General features: G+C 63.1%; 18 protein-coding genes. 11 read left to right on the top strand and 7 right to left on the bottom strand.

The genetic code is table 11. From position 1 onward, the window contains the following. On the top strand, positions 1-498 hold the full coding sequence (locus FJV77_RS21420) for an N-acetyltransferase (RefSeq protein ID WP_142868617.1): 498 nt from the start codon (positions 1-3) through the stop codon (positions 496-498). A gap of 30 nt (positions 499-528) precedes the next feature. Here the strand turns inward: FJV77_RS21420 and FJV77_RS21415 are convergent, their stop codons facing one another. Then, positions 529-777 carry a hypothetical protein gene (locus FJV77_RS21415; RefSeq protein WP_112566670.1) on the bottom strand — a complete coding sequence of 83 codons (249 nt, stop codon included), beginning with the start codon at positions 775-777 and terminating at the stop codon, positions 529-531. A 148-nt stretch (positions 778-925) separates the two neighbouring features. After that, a complete protein-coding gene (locus tag FJV77_RS21410) occupies positions 926-1,555 on the bottom strand; it encodes a glutathione S-transferase family protein (protein WP_142868616.1) in 630 nt (209 codons plus the stop codon). A gap of 229 nt (positions 1,556-1,784) precedes the next feature. Here FJV77_RS21410 and FJV77_RS21405 point away from each other — a divergent pair, with 229 nt between their 5' ends. The 7 genes from FJV77_RS21405 to FJV77_RS21375 all read left to right on the top strand — a co-directional run bounded on the left by FJV77_RS21405 (position 1,785) and on the right by FJV77_RS21375 (position 9,313). Continuing rightward, the gene (locus tag FJV77_RS21405; protein ID WP_142868615.1) at positions 1,785-2,771 is read left to right on the top strand and encodes a sugar kinase; all 987 of its coding nucleotides are present in this window, start codon (positions 1,785-1,787) and stop codon (positions 2,769-2,771) included. Next, entirely contained in the window at positions 2,768-4,045 is a 1,278-nt protein-coding gene (locus FJV77_RS21400; protein ID WP_142868614.1) for a D-tagatose-bisphosphate aldolase, class II, non-catalytic subunit, read from the top strand. The genes FJV77_RS21405 and FJV77_RS21400 overlap by 4 nt, the downstream gene beginning before the upstream one ends. A 79-nt stretch (positions 4,046-4,124) precedes the next feature. Beyond that, the gene (locus FJV77_RS21395; RefSeq protein ID WP_142868613.1) at positions 4,125-4,715 is read left to right on the top strand and encodes a DUF922 domain-containing Zn-dependent protease; all 591 of its coding nucleotides are present in this window, start codon (positions 4,125-4,127) and stop codon (positions 4,713-4,715) included. Positions 4,716-4,909: 194 nt separating this feature from the next. Then, a complete protein-coding gene (gene ugpC / locus FJV77_RS21390) occupies positions 4,910-5,995 on the top strand; it encodes a sn-glycerol-3-phosphate ABC transporter ATP-binding protein UgpC (protein WP_142868612.1) in 1,086 nt (361 codons plus the stop codon). A gap of 39 nt (positions 5,996-6,034) precedes the next feature. Further along, on the top strand, positions 6,035-7,360 hold the full coding sequence (locus FJV77_RS21385) for an ABC transporter substrate-binding protein (protein WP_142868611.1): 1,326 nt from the start codon (positions 6,035-6,037) through the stop codon (positions 7,358-7,360). 106 nt (positions 7,361-7,466) lie between these two features. Beyond that, positions 7,467-8,405, top strand: coding sequence for a sugar ABC transporter permease (locus tag FJV77_RS21380; RefSeq protein WP_142868610.1), 939 nt, complete (start codon positions 7,467-7,469; stop codon positions 8,403-8,405). A 5-nt stretch (positions 8,406-8,410) separates the two neighbouring features. Continuing rightward, entirely contained in the window at positions 8,411-9,313 is a 903-nt protein-coding gene (locus FJV77_RS21375) for a carbohydrate ABC transporter permease (protein ID WP_246691324.1), read from the top strand. A 34-nt stretch (positions 9,314-9,347) separates the two neighbouring features. On the opposite strand, the gene FJV77_RS21370 is transcribed toward FJV77_RS21375, so the two are convergent. Beyond that, complete coding sequence (locus FJV77_RS21370) at positions 9,348-10,052, bottom strand: SDR family oxidoreductase (protein ID WP_142868609.1); 705 nt, start codon at positions 10,050-10,052, stop codon at positions 9,348-9,350. 131 nt (positions 10,053-10,183) lie between these two features. Between FJV77_RS21370 and gcvA the strand changes: the two genes are divergently transcribed. Next, entirely contained in the window at positions 10,184-11,089 is a 906-nt protein-coding gene (gene gcvA / locus FJV77_RS21365) for a transcriptional regulator GcvA (protein ID WP_142868608.1), read from the top strand. A gap of 26 nt (positions 11,090-11,115) precedes the next feature. On the opposite strand, the gene FJV77_RS21360 is transcribed toward gcvA, so the two are convergent. Together FJV77_RS21360 and FJV77_RS21355 are read right to left on the bottom strand one after the other, a co-directional pair. Beyond that, complete coding sequence (locus tag FJV77_RS21360) at positions 11,116-12,219, bottom strand: NAD(P)/FAD-dependent oxidoreductase (protein WP_142868607.1); 1,104 nt, start codon at positions 12,217-12,219, stop codon at positions 11,116-11,118. A gap of 58 nt (positions 12,220-12,277) precedes the next feature. Further along, entirely contained in the window at positions 12,278-12,547 is a 270-nt protein-coding gene (locus FJV77_RS21355; RefSeq protein WP_246691330.1) for an FCD domain-containing protein, read from the bottom strand. 50 nt (positions 12,548-12,597) lie between these two features. Here FJV77_RS21355 and FJV77_RS21350 point away from each other — a divergent pair, with 50 nt between their 5' ends. Then, complete coding sequence (locus FJV77_RS21350; RefSeq protein WP_246691323.1) at positions 12,598-13,032, top strand: FAD-dependent oxidoreductase; 435 nt, start codon at positions 12,598-12,600, stop codon at positions 13,030-13,032. A 64-nt stretch (positions 13,033-13,096) separates the two neighbouring features. Here the strand turns inward: FJV77_RS21350 and FJV77_RS21345 are convergent, their stop codons facing one another. Next, positions 13,097-13,513 carry a helix-turn-helix domain-containing protein gene (locus FJV77_RS21345; RefSeq protein ID WP_142868605.1) on the bottom strand — a complete coding sequence of 139 codons (417 nt, stop codon included), beginning with the start codon at positions 13,511-13,513 and terminating at the stop codon, positions 13,097-13,099. Between the two features lie 120 nt (positions 13,514-13,633). Here FJV77_RS21345 and FJV77_RS21340 point away from each other — a divergent pair, with 120 nt between their 5' ends. Next, on the top strand, positions 13,634-14,218 hold the full coding sequence (locus FJV77_RS21340; protein ID WP_142868604.1) for a dihydrofolate reductase family protein: 585 nt from the start codon (positions 13,634-13,636) through the stop codon (positions 14,216-14,218). A gap of 94 nt (positions 14,219-14,312) precedes the next feature. On the opposite strand, the gene FJV77_RS21335 is transcribed toward FJV77_RS21340, so the two are convergent. Then, entirely contained in the window at positions 14,313-14,741 is a 429-nt protein-coding gene (locus FJV77_RS21335; protein ID WP_142868652.1) for a VOC family protein, read from the bottom strand. Positions 14,742-14,792: the final 51 nt, after the last annotated feature.

Here is a 14,792-nt window from a genome sequence, read left to right as displayed (position 1 = left end):
ATGACCCAGATCAGAACCATGACCGCAAGAGACGTGCCGTCGGTGTCACGGTTGTTGGGCGAATCCTGGCGGCGCACCTATTCACCGATCATGGGGCCCGAGACCACCGCGCGGCTCTCGGACGACAAGCATGCGCCCGCGCGGCTGGCCGCTGAATTGCTGGATGACAACAAGATGTCCTTCGTCGCCGAACGGCCGGACGGTTCGATCGCCGGCTATGCGATGGCGGCGATGGACGATCGCGGCGACGTCCTGCTCGACCGGCTGCATATCGACAAGGCCAAATTCGGCAGCGGGCTCGCCACCGACCTGCTGCACGCAGTACTCGCCGCCCATGCCGGGATTCCCAGCATTGCGCTGGAAGTGATCGAAGGCAACGACCGGGCGATCGCCTTCTACCGCAAGCACGGCTTCGAAGCGGTCGAGCGCCGGCCGGCCGCGCACGGCGTCGGCGGCCATGCCTCAGTGATCATGCGCAGGCTGCTGTCGAGGGCGTGAGGGAATAGGAAGAAATAAGGTAGCCGGACCCTACTGCCCTAACCCCTGGGCCGCCAACGCCCGTGGCCCGTCCTCGTCATCCGGCATATCGAGAATTTCGATCAGCCGCGCCACCTTCGTTCCCGGCAAGGGGCGGCCCTCGTTGACCAGCGCCTCGTCGGCACTGAGCCAGGCGAAGGCCTCGCGCAGCTCTTCAAGGCTGGCGTCGGTCAGCGCGATGTCGGCAATAACCGCCTCGTCTACCGGGCCCAACACCGAAATGATGTCGTCGCGTGTCATGGTCACCTCCATGCAAGGTGCCGGCCTGTCGTCGAAATGACGCCGGGATCCGGCATCCAGCCGGCGGATTGCGAGCTCGAAAACCGCCGACAAAGCAGAATCTGGGTCTTGTTTTCGACCAGACAAGGTGAACGTGCGGCTTTTGCCGTCAGGCACCCGAATGCGGATCGATGCCGTAGACATGCACGGGATAGCCGGGACCGATGGCATCCGCCACCCGACCCATCCAGGCGAGGACCGCCGGAAAATCCGCCAACGCATAGCCGCAATCTTCGGCCAGATGGCCGTAAGCATAGACGGCGATGTCGGCGATGGTGAGCGTGTCGCCGACAAGGAACGGCGTGCCGGTCAGGCTGAGCTCCAGCGCGGCGAGCGTGCGGGCCCCGGCCTCGCGCTTGGCCGTGACCATAGCCTGGTTCCGCTCCAGCCTTCCGGTCAGCGTCCAGAAACGCAGCGAGCCGATGACCGGCTCGACATGGTACTGTTCGAAGAACAGCCATTGCATGATCTTGGCATTGACATAGCGGTCGGCCGGCAGAAACGGCGTGCCTTCGGCGAGGTACATGAGGATCGCATTCGATTCAGCAATCGCGCGGCCATCCTCTAGCTCGAGCACCGGGACGGCGCCGGCCGGGTTGAGCTTCAGGAAGGCGTCTGTGTGGCTCTCACCCTCGAAGATCGACACCAGGCGGCTGTCGTACGGGATATTCAACAGCCCGAGCAGCACCCTCGCCTTCCAGCCATTTTGCGACGGCAGATAATCGTGAAGCGTGAGCATGGCTGTCCTTTCGCTGCGGTCGCCGCCTGATTTGCACGGCCCCGCCATATCAGCCACCCGAATCCTGACATATGAGCACGCTGAAAAAATAAATTATACGCGCGTAAAGTTTTATTGACTTCGCCATATGCGCGATTTACCCGATAACCGCTTGTGCCGGACAGCTGCGCCGGCAAGCAATCAGTCTGGGTGGTGGCCAGTCTGGGTGGGAGGAGAAGGAATTGCAAGCATGAGCCTTTCGCGCCGCAGCGAGATCGCCGCCGAGGCCACGGGGCCAACGATTGTGGCCGGCGAAATCCTGGTCGAGATCATGGCGACCGACCGGGGCACGGGTTTCCTCGAACCGCTGACACTTGTTGGCCCCTACCCGAGCGGCGCACCGGCGATCTTCATTGACCAGGTGGCAAGGCTGGGCGGCGGCGCCGGGCTCATCGGCTGCGTCGGCCGCGACGATTTCGGAACGATCAATCTGGAGAGACTGAAGCGCGACGGCGTCGATGTTTCGGCCGTTAATGTCAGCGGCCGCTACCCCACCGGAAGCGCGTTCGTGCGCTACCGGCCCGACGGCGGCCGGGACTTCGTCTACAACATCGCCGAATCCGCCGCCGGGCAAATCCGCCTCACCGCCGAGGCGCGCCTGTTGGCGGACCGGGCCGGGCATCTGCATGTCATGGGGTCCACTTTGTCCGTGGCCGGACTGAAGGAGATCGTCGCCTATGCCTTGAAAGCGGTGCGCGCCCGCGGCGGCTCGACTTCTTTCGATCCGAATATGCGCAAGGAACTGATCGACGGTGCCGACGGCGAGCAATTCACAGCTCTGGTCGACGATGCCGATCTGCTGCTGCCCTCCGGCGACGAATTGCTTGCCGCGGCAGGCGTCGATGACGAATGCCAGGCAGTGAAGGCATTGATCGCCCGAGGTGTCGGCGAGATAGTGCTCAAGCGCGGCGCTGCCGGCTCTTCTTATTTCGGCAGCGACGGCAGCAGGATCGACTGTCCCGGCTTCCTGGTCGAAGAAGTCGACCCGACCGGCGCCGGCGACTGCTTTGGCGCGACCTATCTGACCTGCCGGCGCAAGGGCATGGAGCCCGGCAAGGCGCTGTTCTATGCCAATGCCGCCGGCGCCCGCAACGTCACGCGGCGCGGCCCCATGGAAGGCACCGCCGGCTTCGACGTGCTTGACGATTTCATCGCCGGGACCGCGAGAGCGACATGAAGACCAACCCGCTTGCAGGTCTCGCCGCCGCGCGCAGAAACGGATCGCCCTACGGCATCACCTCGATCTGCTCGGCCCATCCTGTCGTGATCCAGACGGCGATCAGGCGCGCCGTCGCGGACAAGGAAGCCACCCTGCTGATCGAGGCAACCTGCAATCAGGTCAACCAGTTCGGCGGCTACACCGGGATGACCCCGGACCTGTTCGTCGCCTTCGTACTGGAGATCGCCAGCAGGGAAGGTCTCGACCCCCGGCGCATCATCTTTGGCGGCGACCATCTCGGACCGAACCCGTGGCGTGCGGAGCCGGCCGCAAAGGCGATGAGCAAGGCCGAAGCCATGGTCACGGCTTACGTCTGGGCCGGCTTCAGCAAGATCCATCTCGACGCCTCGATGGGCTGCGCCGGCGAGCCGGCGGCCCTGGATGACGAGACCATCGCTATCAGAGCGGCGCGGTTGGCCAAGGCGGCTGAAAAGGCAGCGCTCGCGCGCGGTGGCGCATTGCCAATCTACATTATCGGCGCCGAGGTTCCCGCTCCGGGCGGCGTCGATCACGCGATCGGCGAGTTGAAGCCTACTGAAGCGGCAGCGGCGCGCCACACGATCGAGATTCATCGCGACATCTTTGCCCGCGAAGGCCTGACGGACGCCTTTGGCCGCGTCATCGCCGTGGTGGTACAGCCGGGCGTGGAATTCGGCAGCCAGAATGTCGTCGCCTATGCGCCGGAAAAATCGAAAGGCCTGACCGAATTGCTCGAGGAGCAACCCGCGCTCGTCTATGAGGCGCATTCCACCGACTATCAGAGCCGCACGGCGCTGACAGCACTCGTCGCAAACGGCTTTCCGATCCTCAAGGTCGGCCCGGGCCTGACATTTGCCCTGCGCGAGGCGTTTTACGGTCTCGACCTGATCGCCTCCGAAATGGTTGCCGACTATGGCGAACGGCCGCTTGCCCGCACGATGGAGCGCGTGATGCTGGCAGCACCCGGCCATTGGCACAGCCACTATCATGGCGACAAGGCGAGCCTCTATCTGCAGCGGCACTACAGCTACAGCGACCGGATCCGCTACTACTGGAGCAACCCCACCGCCATCGCCGCCGTCGACCGCCTGCGCAAGGCGCTCACCGACGTGGCTATTCCCGAAACGCTGATACGGCAGTTCCTGCCGACGCTGTCGGCCGGGCTTGGACGAGCCGATAATCCCGAGACGATTTTTCATGCGGCGGTCGGCCAGGTGCTGGCGGATTACGACGCCGCTTGCCGGGGCGGTTGAATCCTGCGACGGCTTTGTCAGCCGTCGCACCCAATGCTAGAGCGAAGGGCGTAACCCTTGGCAGCACTTTGACATCAGCATGAAACCAGTCGTTTTGTTCGTCCTGCTGGCGGCTTCGCTGCTCGCCTCGCCCGCACATGCCGACTGGAAGCCAGTCGAGAAGGTCGAGACCTACGCCATATCAGGCCAGAGCGGCCCTGAACTCTACGCGTCGATCGGCGAAGCGGGTCCTTTGCTGGGTAAAGGCCGCGTCATTGCACACACCAATTTCAAGCTGACCTGGACCAGAGACTACAAGCCGCAAGGCGGCGCCTGCGTGCTCAAATCGGCGCGGCCGAAACTCATCATCACCTACACTTTGCCCAAGCCGGCCGCGCCGCTGTCGCCTGCCGTGCAGAAGAGCTGGGAGATTTTCGCCGCCGGGCTCGCCGCCCATGAAAAAGTGCATGGCGTAGCCATCGTCGAGATGGTGCGCAAGATCGAGGCGATCAGCGTGGGCCTCACCGTCGCCGACGATCCCGGCTGCAGCAAGATCCGGACCGAGCTGACCCAGCAGCTTGCCCAGATCTCACTGGCGCAGCGGCAGGCCAGCCGCGACTTCGACAAGGTCGAATTCGGTCCTGGTGGCAATTTGCAGAAGCTGGTGCTGGCTTTTGTGAATGGAGGGTAGTTGCCGAGCTGCCAGTCGTTGCGCCGAGCCTTCGAACGACAAGAGGACCGGCCGCGTGGCCGCTTTACAGGCAGGCTTGGTAGCGCTACCGTCTGCTTGTAGCGCGACCTATTGGGGGAATGGGAGACGGTCGCGAGGCGGGAGAGGAGCGGTTTCCTTCGGGGCGTCGCAAGAAGCTGTTCGGGAGGAAATCGATGGCGTCTGTCGCGATCGGCGACGTTTACAAATCGTTCGGGACCGTCGAGGTTCTGCATGGTGTCAGTGTGAACATTAATGACGGCGAGTTCGTCACGCTGGTCGGGCCGTCGGGTTGCGGGAAATCGACCCTTCTCAGGATGATCGCCGGCCTGGAAAAGATTTCGCGCGGCCAGATCGCCATTGGCAAGCGTGTCGTCAACAACGTTGCGCCAAAAGAGCGCGACGTCGCCATGGTCTTCCAGAACTATGCGCTCTACCCGCATATGACCGTGGCTGAGAACATGGCGTTCTCGCTCATGCTCAAGGGTGTTTCGAAAGCAGAAAGCGATGCCGGCGTTCAGCGCGCGGCCGAAATTCTGGGGCTGCTGCCATTGCTGATGCGCTATCCACGTCAGCTTTCCGGCGGCCAGCGCCAGCGCGTCGCCATGGGCCGGGCGATCGTACGCGATCCGCAGGTTTTCCTGTTCGACGAACCACTGTCCAATCTCGATGCCAAGCTCAGGGTGCAGATGCGCGCCGAGATCAAGGAATTGCACCAGCGTCTCAAGACCACGACAGTCTATGTCACTCACGACCAGATCGAGGCCATGACCATGGCCGACAAGATCGTCGTCATGCACGACGGCATCGTCGAGCAGATCGGGCCGCCGCTGGAACTCTACGACAGGCCGAACAATCTCTTCGTTGCAAGCTTCATCGGCTCGCCGGCCATGAACCTGATCAAGGGTGAAATCGCAACCGACGGCTCCCCGTCCTTTCGCGGCCCGGGGGGAATTTCCGTGCCGTTGGCCGCCGCGCCGGCCGTCGCCAATGGTCATCCCGTGGTGCTGGGAATACGGCCCGAGCACCTGCGCCTGTCGCCCGATCAGGGCATTCCGGTCACCGTCGTGGTGGTCGAGCCGACCGGGTCGGAAATACAGTTGATCGGCCGCACCGCCGGCGGTGATGAGATCGTCGCGAATTTCCGGGAACGCCATTCCTTCACTCCGGGCGAAACCATACGGCTCGCCGCCGAACCTGGTTTGATCCATCTGTTTGACGGCAAAACCGGAACACGATTCGAAACGCGCACTGGATGGTAAGGACCGCACTGCAAGGAAAATAAACCGGAGGAGACTACCATGAAATTCACGAGACGGGATGTAATCCGCACGACTGCAGGTGTTGCGGCGGGAGCCTTGGGAAGCCGCTTCGTCGGTTCGCCCGCTTTTGCCCAGGAGGGATTGAAGTACAAGCCTGAGGACGGCGCGAAGCTGCGGCTGCTTCGCTGGTCGCCTTTCGTCTCCGGCGATGAGACTCAATGGCTGGCCAACACCAAGCGGTTCACCGAGGCGACAGGTGTCGAGGTTCGCGTCGACAAGGAAAGCTGGGAGGACATTCGCCCCAAGGCGGCGGTTGCCGCCAATGTCGGCTCCGGCCCGGACCTCATGTTCGTCTGGTTCGACGACCCGCACCAGTATCCCGACAAGCTGCACGACGTGACGGAACTGGGTGAGTATCTGGGTTCGAAATACGGCGGCTGGCACGACGGGCCCAAGCAATATGCGACACGGGACGGCAAATTTATCGGCCTTCCTCTGGCCACGATCGGCAATGCCATCGTCTATCGCGAAAGCTGGGTGAAGGAGGCTGGCTTCTCGGAGTTTCCGAAGGACACGGCAGGCTTCCTCGAGCTTTGCAAGGCGTTGCAGGCAAAGGGACATCCGGCCGGCTTCACACACGGTCACGGCGTCGGCGACGGCAACAACTACGCTCACTGGCTGTTGTGGAGTCATGGCGGCCAGATGGTCGACGAGAGCGGCAAGGTGGCCATCAACAGCCCCGAGACGCTAAAGGCGATCGAGTACGCGCAGGCGCTCTACAAGACCTTCATTCCCGGGACTGAGAGCTGGCTCGACGTGAACAACAACCGCGCCTTCCTGGCCGGCGAACTGGGTGTCATCGCCAACGGCATTTCCGCCTACAACACGGCCAAGATCAACAAGGACAACGATCCGAAGCTGGCTGAGATCGCCAAGGACATCCGCACGACAAACCTGCCGATCGGTCCTGTCGGAAAATCCGTCGAACTGTTCCAGGTGACAACCGCCGTCATCTTCGACTACACGCCCTACCCCAATGCCGCCAAGGCCTATCTGCAGTTCATGTTCGAGGATCCGCAAATGACGGACTGGATCACCTCCTCGGCGGGCTATTGCTGCCAGACGCTCAAGGCCTTCGACAGCAACCCTGTGTGGACCGCCGACCCGAACAATGCCGCTTACGCGAAAGCCTCGGCGACGCTGCGTCCCAACGGCTTTGCCGGGCCGCTCGGCTATGCCTCGGCGGCGACCATGGCCGACTATGTCCTGGTTGACATGTTTGCCAAGGCCGTAACCGGCCAGGCGACGCCGCAGGAGGCGATGGAAGAGGCGGAGAAGCGCGCCAACCGCTACTACCGCGTCTAAGAGCACAACCGAGCCGGGCAGCCGCCATCGGCCTGCCCGGCCCGGTTCCTGAAATCGCTTGGCGGCCGCCCGGACCGACCAAGGAGACCTCCTAAGGAAGCCGTCCATGGCCGTGCCGTCCGTTGCCGCCCAGCCGCGTCCGTCGATCTTTTCGCGCCTGTCCGAAAGCCGCAATGCCCTTGGCTTCGGCTTCATGCTGCCGGCCGCGGCGCTGCTCCTGGTTTTCCTGACCTATCCGCTCGGGCTCGGCGTCTGGCTCGGCTTCACCGACGCCCGCATCGGCCGCCCTGGCATCTTCATCGGCACCGAGAACTACCAATATCTGTGGAATGACAAGGTCTTCTGGCTCTCCGTCTTCAACACCTTGCTCTACACGATCAGCGCCTCGATCCTGAAGTTCGTGCTCGGCCTCTGGCTGGCTCTTATCCTCAACGAAAACCTGCCGTTCAAATCGTTCTTCCGCGCGATAGTCCTGCTGCCATGGGTGGTGCCGACCGTCCTGTCGGCCATCGCCTTCTGGTGGATCTACGATTCGCAGTTCTCCATCCTGTCCTGGGCGCTGCAGCAGATGGGGCTGATCGACCATCGCATCAATTTCCTCGGCGATCCGACAAACGCGCGAGCCTCGGTCATCGCAGCCAATGTCTGGCGCGGCATTCCTTTCGTCGCCATCACGCTGCTTGCCGGCCTGCAGACGATCCCGCAGTCGCTTTACGAGGCCGCCACGCTCGACGGCGCGACGCGCTGGCAATTGTTTCGCTATGTGACTTTGCCGCTGCTGACGCCGATCATCGCCATCACCATGACGTTCTCGGTGCTGTTCACCTTCACCGATTTCCAGCTGATCTATGTGCTGACCCGTGGCGGGCCAGTGAATGCCACGCATCTGATGGCGACATTGTCCTTCCAGCGCGGCATTTCCGGCGGCCAGCTTGGCGAGGGCGCGGCAATCGCGGTTGCCATGATCCCGTTCCTGCTGGCGGCGATCCTGTTCAGCTATTTCGGCCTGCAACGCCGCAAATGGCAGCAGGGTGGAAGAGACTGATGGTCATGACCAAGACAGCCATGACCAAGACGACGAAACATTCGAACATCGACGAAGGCGGCATGGGCTACCTGCAAAGCGTGCCGCGCCGCGTGGTGACGGTCTATCTGCCGTTGCTGGTGTTCATGATCGTGCTGCTGTTTCCGTTTTACTGGATGACGATCACGGCGGTTAAGCCCAATCTCGAAATGACCGACTATGCCCAGTTCAATCCGTTCTGGGTGGTCCATCCGACACTCGAGCACATCCGCTATCTCTTGTTCGAGACATCCTATCCGGGCTGGCTGCTCAACACGATCATCATCTCGACCGCCGCTACGTTCCTGTCGCTGCTGGCGTCGGTCTTCGCTGCCTATGCGATCGAGCGGCTGCGATTTTCCGGGGCGCGGCAGGTCGGCCTCGCCATCTTCCTCGCCTATCTCGTACCGCCCTCGATCCTGTTCATTCCGCTGTCGGTGATGGTGTTCAACCTTGGACTTTACGACACGCCCTTCGCACTCATCCTTACCTACCCGACCTTCTTGGTCCCCTTCTGCACATGGCTTTTGATGGGCTACTTCCGCTCCATCCCGTTCGAGCTGGAAGAATGCGCGCTGATAGACGGGGCGAGCCGGTGGCAGATTCTCACCAAGATCGTGCTGCCGCTGTCGGTGCCCGGCCTGATCTCAGCCGGCATATTCGCGTTCACCCTGTCATGGAACGAATTCATCTATGCCTTGACGTTCATCCAGTCGTCCGAAAACAAGACGGTACCGGTGGGCGTGCTGACGGAGCTTGTGCGCTCCGACGTCTACGAATGGGGGGCGCTGATGGCGGGCGCGCTGATCGGCTCGCTGCCGGTCGTCGTGCTCTATTCATTCTTCGTCGAGCACTATGTTTCCTCGATGACCGGCGCGGTGAAGGAATAACGCGCCGGGGTCCATTGGCAGGCAAGCCGATGCGTCAGATGGCGCGGATGATGCCGCCGTCGACACGAATGTTCTGGCCGGTGATGTAGCCGGCGCCTTCCGAGGCGAGGAAGGCGATGGTGGCTGCGATCTCATCCGAGGTGCCGTAGCGCTGCATCGGCACGCTGTCGCGGCGCTCCTCGGTGGCCGGCAGGCTGTCGATCCAGCCGGGCAGCACATTGTTCATGCGCACATTGTCCGCGGCGTAGGTGTTGGCGAAGATCTTGGTGTAGGCGGCAAGGCCGGCGCGGAACACGGCGGATGTCGGGAACATCGGGCTCGGCTCGACCACCCAGGCCGTCGAGATGTTGATGATGGCGCCGGCCTTCTGCTTGACCATCTGCGGCGCCACGATGCGCACCGGCCGGATGACGTTGAGCAGATAGACGTCCATGCCGGTGTGCCATTGCTCGTCCGATATATCGAGGATCGGCGCGCGCGGCCCGTGGCCGCCGCTGTTGACCAGCACGTCGATGCGGCCGTAGCGATCGAGCGTCAAGTCGACAAGCCGCTGCAGATCGTCATTCGACTGGTTGGAGCCGGTGACACCGAGCCCGCCAAGCCCCTTGGCGAGCGCCTCGCCCTTGCCGGAGGACGACAGGATCGCAACCTTGAAACCGTCCGCCGCCAGGCGCTTTGCCGCTGCCGCACCCATGCCGCTGCCACCGGCCACGACCACTGCCACTTTTTCTACACTCATGTTGATTTTCCTTCGCGCAGGTTGGCGAGGCTCTGAAAGCCATGTTTCCGAGGTCTAAGCAATGCTATAACCGGTTTTGCTATCTGGTTCGAACCAGAAAGCCTGAAATCAAGCTGTAGAAAAACTACTGCATGCCCGAAGCCTTCCTCAGCCTGCCGCCGTTGAATGCGCTGCGCGCGTTCGAGGCCGCCGCACGTCATCTCAACTTCCGCATTGCCGCCGAAGAGCTGAACGTGACGCAAGGGGCGGTGGCGCAGCACATACGCGGGCTGGAAGCCGATCTCGGTGCAAAACTGTTCGAGCGTCTGCCGCGCGGCCTGGCGCTGACCGACGAAGGCCGCGCCTATGTGCCCAACATCCGCCGCGCCTTCGATCTGATCTCGGAGGCCACTTTGCTGTTGCGGCCCGAACCCGCGCGGCTGACGATCAGCGTGACGCCCAGCTTTGCCACCAAATGGCTGATCCCGAAACTGCCCGAGTTCGTGGCGCACAATCCGCTGGTCGATCTGCGCATTCTGGCCAGCGAAAGCCTGTCGAGTTTCCAGGCCGACGGCGTCGACATTGCGGTCAGGCAAGGCCGCCCGCCCTTCGGCGCCGGACTGATGGTGGACCTGTTGTTCCCACAGGAGATCGTCGCCATCTGCAGCCCTTCCCTGCTGCCGACCGGCACGACCGGGATCGCGCCGACCGACATCCAGCATCACGTGCTGCTCCACGACGCGCACAATCTGTGGCCGGAGTTCATGGAAAAGGCGCTTGGCCTGAAGATGGCCACTGAGGCCAAACGCATGCGCTTCAACCAGACCGGCCTGGCGATCGACGCCGCCATTGCCGGCCAGGGCATCGCGCTGGCCAGCCGGTTTCTCGTCGCCGCCGACATCGCCGCTGGCCGGCTGGTGCAGCCGATCCACGCGGAAATGCGCGGCACGCAGGATTTTTATGTCGTGATCCCGCGCAAGCAGCGCCACCCCGAACCAACTCAAGCCGTGCGGCAATGGCTGCTGGATGAGGGAGATGTTTTGCCGCCTCCGCTGTGAGCGCCGCACATCGAGCGCCTCAGCGTTCAGCCTCTGCGCGCAATGTCGGTCGCTACCGCCTTCGCCTCGCGGCCGATCTCCCGGAGCAGGCCGGTGACCGGGTTGTAGAAGCCGACGAGGTAAAGGCCGAGTTGCGAGGAGCGAGCGTTGACGCCGCTGCGTTCCGGTTGCAGCTCGGCCGGAATGAATTTCTCGTAGCCCGGGCGGTAGCCGGTGGCGAGGATGACGGCGTCGAACGCTTGCTGCCTGCCGTCGGCGAACGCAGCGCCGTGTTCGGTGAAGCGCGCTATGTCGGGCGCGATCTTGATGGCGCCGTTGGTGATCGCGTCCACCGTGCCGACATCGATCACCGGGATGCGGCCAACCTCGTCGATCTGCTGCAGGATGCCTTGCTGGGGCCGCACGATGCCGTATTTTTCGAGCTTGCCCAGTGCGAAATCGAGAATGATCGGGAACATCCAGTCGTTCAGCGCCTGGGGCATTGGCCGGCTGGCGATGCCGACCATCTGGATCGGCACGCCGAACAGCTGGCGCGGCACGATGTGGACGCCCTTGCGCACCGAAATGGTGGGCTTGGCGCCACCTTCGGCAAGGTCCAATGCGATCTCGGCGCCGGTGTTGCCCATGCCGACGATCAGCACCGAACGGCCGGCAAAGGGCGCGGCCTGCGTATAGTCGGCGCTGTGCAGAATTTCGCCCTTGAAGGCCTCGATGGCGGCGAGCCGAGGGATGATCGGCTCGGCATTGTTGCCGCTGGCGACGACGACATGACGCGCCATCAGGCTCTCCGATCCCGTCTCGACCAGAAAACCGCTGTCGTCGCGACGAATGGCTTTCACCGTCACGCCGAAGCGCGGGCGGAGGTCGAATTTTCTGGTGTAGTCGTCGAGGTAACGAACCACCAGTTCGCGCGGCACGTAGCGCGGATAGCGCTTCGGGAATGGCAAGAACGGCAGCGAGGAGAACGACTTGACCGTATGCAGATGCAGCCGCCGATAGTGATGCCGCCAGGCGGGCGCCACCTCCGCGGCTTTTTCGAGGATAACGAAATCCACCCCTACCCGCTTCAGGCAGGCGCCGACCGCTAGGCCGGCGGGGCCGGCACCGACAATCACGACAGTCGTGTCCAAGCGATTCTCCTCCCGCCGGGCTGGCTGAGGCTATGCGCAGAGACGCAGGAGGGACAAGTCACCTGTTCCGCAATATCCCCGCCTTGGCCAGCGTCTCCATGCCGTCGCAGAGATGTTTCTTCAGCACGCGCACGGCTTCCGCCGCATCGCGCTTGCGGCAGGCGGCGAGCAGTTCGCGGTGTTCGGCCTGCGAGACACCGCGATAGTCGAGGCTGGACAGGAGCATGCGGACATAACGGTCGGCGGCATTGTGGTGCGCTTCGATCAGGCCGAGCAGCCGGGCGTTGCCGCAGCCGCTGTAGAGCGCCTGATGGAAGGTCCGGTTCAGCGCTCCCCAACGGGCGACATCGGGCTCGGCGTCGATGCGGGCGGCGGCGCATGAGCCTGTCGGGTCTCACCGATGTCGCTACACAGCGCGACGACCAGCCCGCGGTGGAAGCTATCTGCCTCAACCCGATGCGCGGCGGCGACGCCAGGCTCGGCGCCTCGCTGCAGCCGGCCTTTCGCGATCTGGTGCGCAACACCGACATGGCCGCCCGCATCGCGGCGCGCACGCTGCGCATGCTGCCCGGTCTCGGCCCGCCCCGGGTAATGAATGTCTATCCCGGCAACCGCCCGATGCTGTCGGACGGGCTGCCCGTTGCCGGCCGGACCGCGATCGAGGGGCTGTACGTGCATGGCGGCATGGGCTCGATCGGCATGCACGCCGCCCCCGCCACCGCGCGCTGGCTGGCAGAGGCCGTGCTTTCAGGCGACGGCAATCCGAAGCAGACTTGGCTCAGGCCGCAGCGATTTGCGGGATGGGAAGGATGAGGCTGGGCGACCTCGTGTCGATGTATCCGGGCCATCATCGCGAAGAGGAAGCCAGCGTTGCGCCCTAGCCGATATGCTCGGCGCGCAGCTTCTTCTTCATCTGCTCAAGGGCAACCTCGCCGCCTGCGGCCAGCTCGTCGGCGATCCTGGCCAGTTCGTTATCGGCGTTGCGGTATTTGCTCCCCCAGGCGCCGAGCGTCGCCAGCACCGGCAACAGATCGATGCCGGCCTCGGTCAGCCGGTAGATCGCCTTGAGCTTGTGGGTGGGGTCGTCGCTTTTGGTGACAATGCCCTCATCCTGCAAGGTCTGCAGCCTCTCGGCCAGCGTGCGCGACGAGATGCCCTCGTCGGACTGCAAGAACTCCCTGAAGTGCGTCTTCCCGGCGAAAACAAGGTCGCGGACGATCAGCAGCGTCCAGCGGTCGCCAAGCAGCTCGAGCGACAGGCTGATGGGGCAACCGGATCTTTCCCTGGTCGACATTACTATGGTTCCATTTTTAAATCACTTTACTATTGACATCATTTTTCCCTTGCGTCAATGATTTCAAAAGTAAACCATTTTCCACCTGGACGCCACCCAGGTCGAATGAGGAGAGAGACGATGAGAAAGCTGATCCTGCAAATGCAGATGTCGGTCGACGGTTTTGTCGGCGCGGCCGGCGACGAGCACTGGCAGCTCTGGGAATGGGGCGGCAACTGCCCGTGGGACGACGAGTTGAAGCAGGATTTCAACGCCGTGTTCGCCGGCATCGACACCATCCTGCTCAGCCGCAAAATGGCCGAAGAGGGTTACCTCACCCATTGGGGCAATGCCGCCAAGAACTATCCGCGCGATCCCTTCTACGCCTTTGCGCAACGCATCGTTGAGGCGCGCAAGGTGGTGCTGAGCGACAAGCTCACGGCATCGCGGTGGGAGCGCACGGCGCTGGCCAGCGGCGACCTGCCGCGCGAGGTCAAGGCACTGAAAGCCGAGGGCGGCAGCGACATGGCCGTGTTCGGCGGCGCCGGCTTTGCCTCGGCGCTGATTGCGGCGGGGCTGGTCGACGAACTCCAGCTGTTCATCAATCCGGCAGCGCTCGGCGACGGCGAGCGGATATTTGACCAGGGCGGCTTCAGAAAACTGCGCCTGCTCGGCACGAAAGCCTATGCCTGCGGCATGGTGGTCAACCGCTACGCCCCGGCTTGATCTGGTTCAAGGTTTGAATCTGTGAACCGCTGCAACTCCTTGTTTTCAAGAGAATTCCGGGCGGAGAACCGCTGGTGCTTTCCTGGGAACTGCTCTAGAAATTGATCTCGACCGAGGCAGCACTCCGCTTCGCCTGTCCATGAAACACCGCCTCGATGTTGTTGCCGTCGGGGTCGAGCAGAAAGGCTGCGTAGTAGCCGGGATGGTAGGGCCGCTCGCCCGGCGCACCATTGTCGGTGCCACCGGCATCGAGGCCCGCCTTGTAGAAGGCATCGACCATGGCGTTGTCCCTGGCCTGGAAGGCCAGATGATGGCGCCCGGTCAGTTGCCCCCTCGCCGCCCGGCTGTCGAGACTGGATATGAACAATTCGTCGGCCCAGAAATAGTCCTCGGCCTCGCCACCGATCGGAACACCAAGCACCTTGAACACCGCTTCATAGAAGCGCCGGCTAGCCTTGAGATCCCTGACCACCAGCTGAATGTGGTCGATGAGGCGGCCGCGATGCAGCTCCATGAGCGATATCTCCCGTTCACGAGACCACAAACCTAGCGCCGCAGAGCGGCTCGTCAATTC

The organism is Mesorhizobium sp. WSM4306, from assembly GCF_007003975.1.
Classification (GTDB): domain Bacteria; phylum Pseudomonadota; class Alphaproteobacteria; order Rhizobiales; family Rhizobiaceae; genus Mesorhizobium.
Note: the sequence above shows the minus strand (reverse complement) of the source record. Positions and strands in the feature narration are given on the sequence as shown.

Coding starts and splice junctions, on each gene's coding strand:
- FJV77_RS21405 (WP_142868615.1), top strand. CDS start 1,785: ATGAGCCTTTCGCGCCGCAGCGAGATCGCCGCCGAGGCCACGGGGCCA.
- ugpC (WP_142868612.1), top strand. CDS start 4,910: ATGGCGTCTGTCGCGATCGGCGACGTTTACAAATCGTTCGGGACCGTC.
- FJV77_RS21385 (WP_142868611.1), top strand. CDS start 6,035: ATGAAATTCACGAGACGGGATGTAATCCGCACGACTGCAGGTGTTGCG.
- FJV77_RS21400 (WP_142868614.1), top strand. CDS start 2,768: ATGAAGACCAACCCGCTTGCAGGTCTCGCCGCCGCGCGCAGAAACGGA.
- FJV77_RS21350 (WP_246691323.1), top strand. CDS start 12,598: ATGAGCCTGTCGGGTCTCACCGATGTCGCTACACAGCGCGACGACCAG.
- FJV77_RS21340 (WP_142868604.1), top strand. CDS start 13,634: ATGAGAAAGCTGATCCTGCAAATGCAGATGTCGGTCGACGGTTTTGTC.
- FJV77_RS21420 (WP_142868617.1), top strand. CDS start 1: ATGACCCAGATCAGAACCATGACCGCAAGAGACGTGCCGTCGGTGTCA.
- FJV77_RS21345 (WP_142868605.1), bottom strand. CDS start 13,513: ATGTCGACCAGGGAAAGATCCGGTTGCCCCATCAGCCTGTCGCTCGAG.
- FJV77_RS21415 (WP_112566670.1), bottom strand. CDS start 777: ATGACACGCGACGACATCATTTCGGTGTTGGGCCCGGTAGACGAGGCG.
- FJV77_RS21375 (WP_246691324.1), top strand. CDS start 8,411: ATGACCAAGACAGCCATGACCAAGACGACGAAACATTCGAACATCGAC.
- FJV77_RS21410 (WP_142868616.1), bottom strand. CDS start 1,555: ATGCTCACGCTTCACGATTATCTGCCGTCGCAAAATGGCTGGAAGGCG.
- FJV77_RS21380 (WP_142868610.1), top strand. CDS start 7,467: ATGGCCGTGCCGTCCGTTGCCGCCCAGCCGCGTCCGTCGATCTTTTCG.
- gcvA (WP_142868608.1), top strand. CDS start 10,184: ATGCCCGAAGCCTTCCTCAGCCTGCCGCCGTTGAATGCGCTGCGCGCG.
- FJV77_RS21395 (WP_142868613.1), top strand. CDS start 4,125: ATGAAACCAGTCGTTTTGTTCGTCCTGCTGGCGGCTTCGCTGCTCGCC.
- FJV77_RS21370 (WP_142868609.1), bottom strand. CDS start 10,052: ATGAGTGTAGAAAAAGTGGCAGTGGTCGTGGCCGGTGGCAGCGGCATG.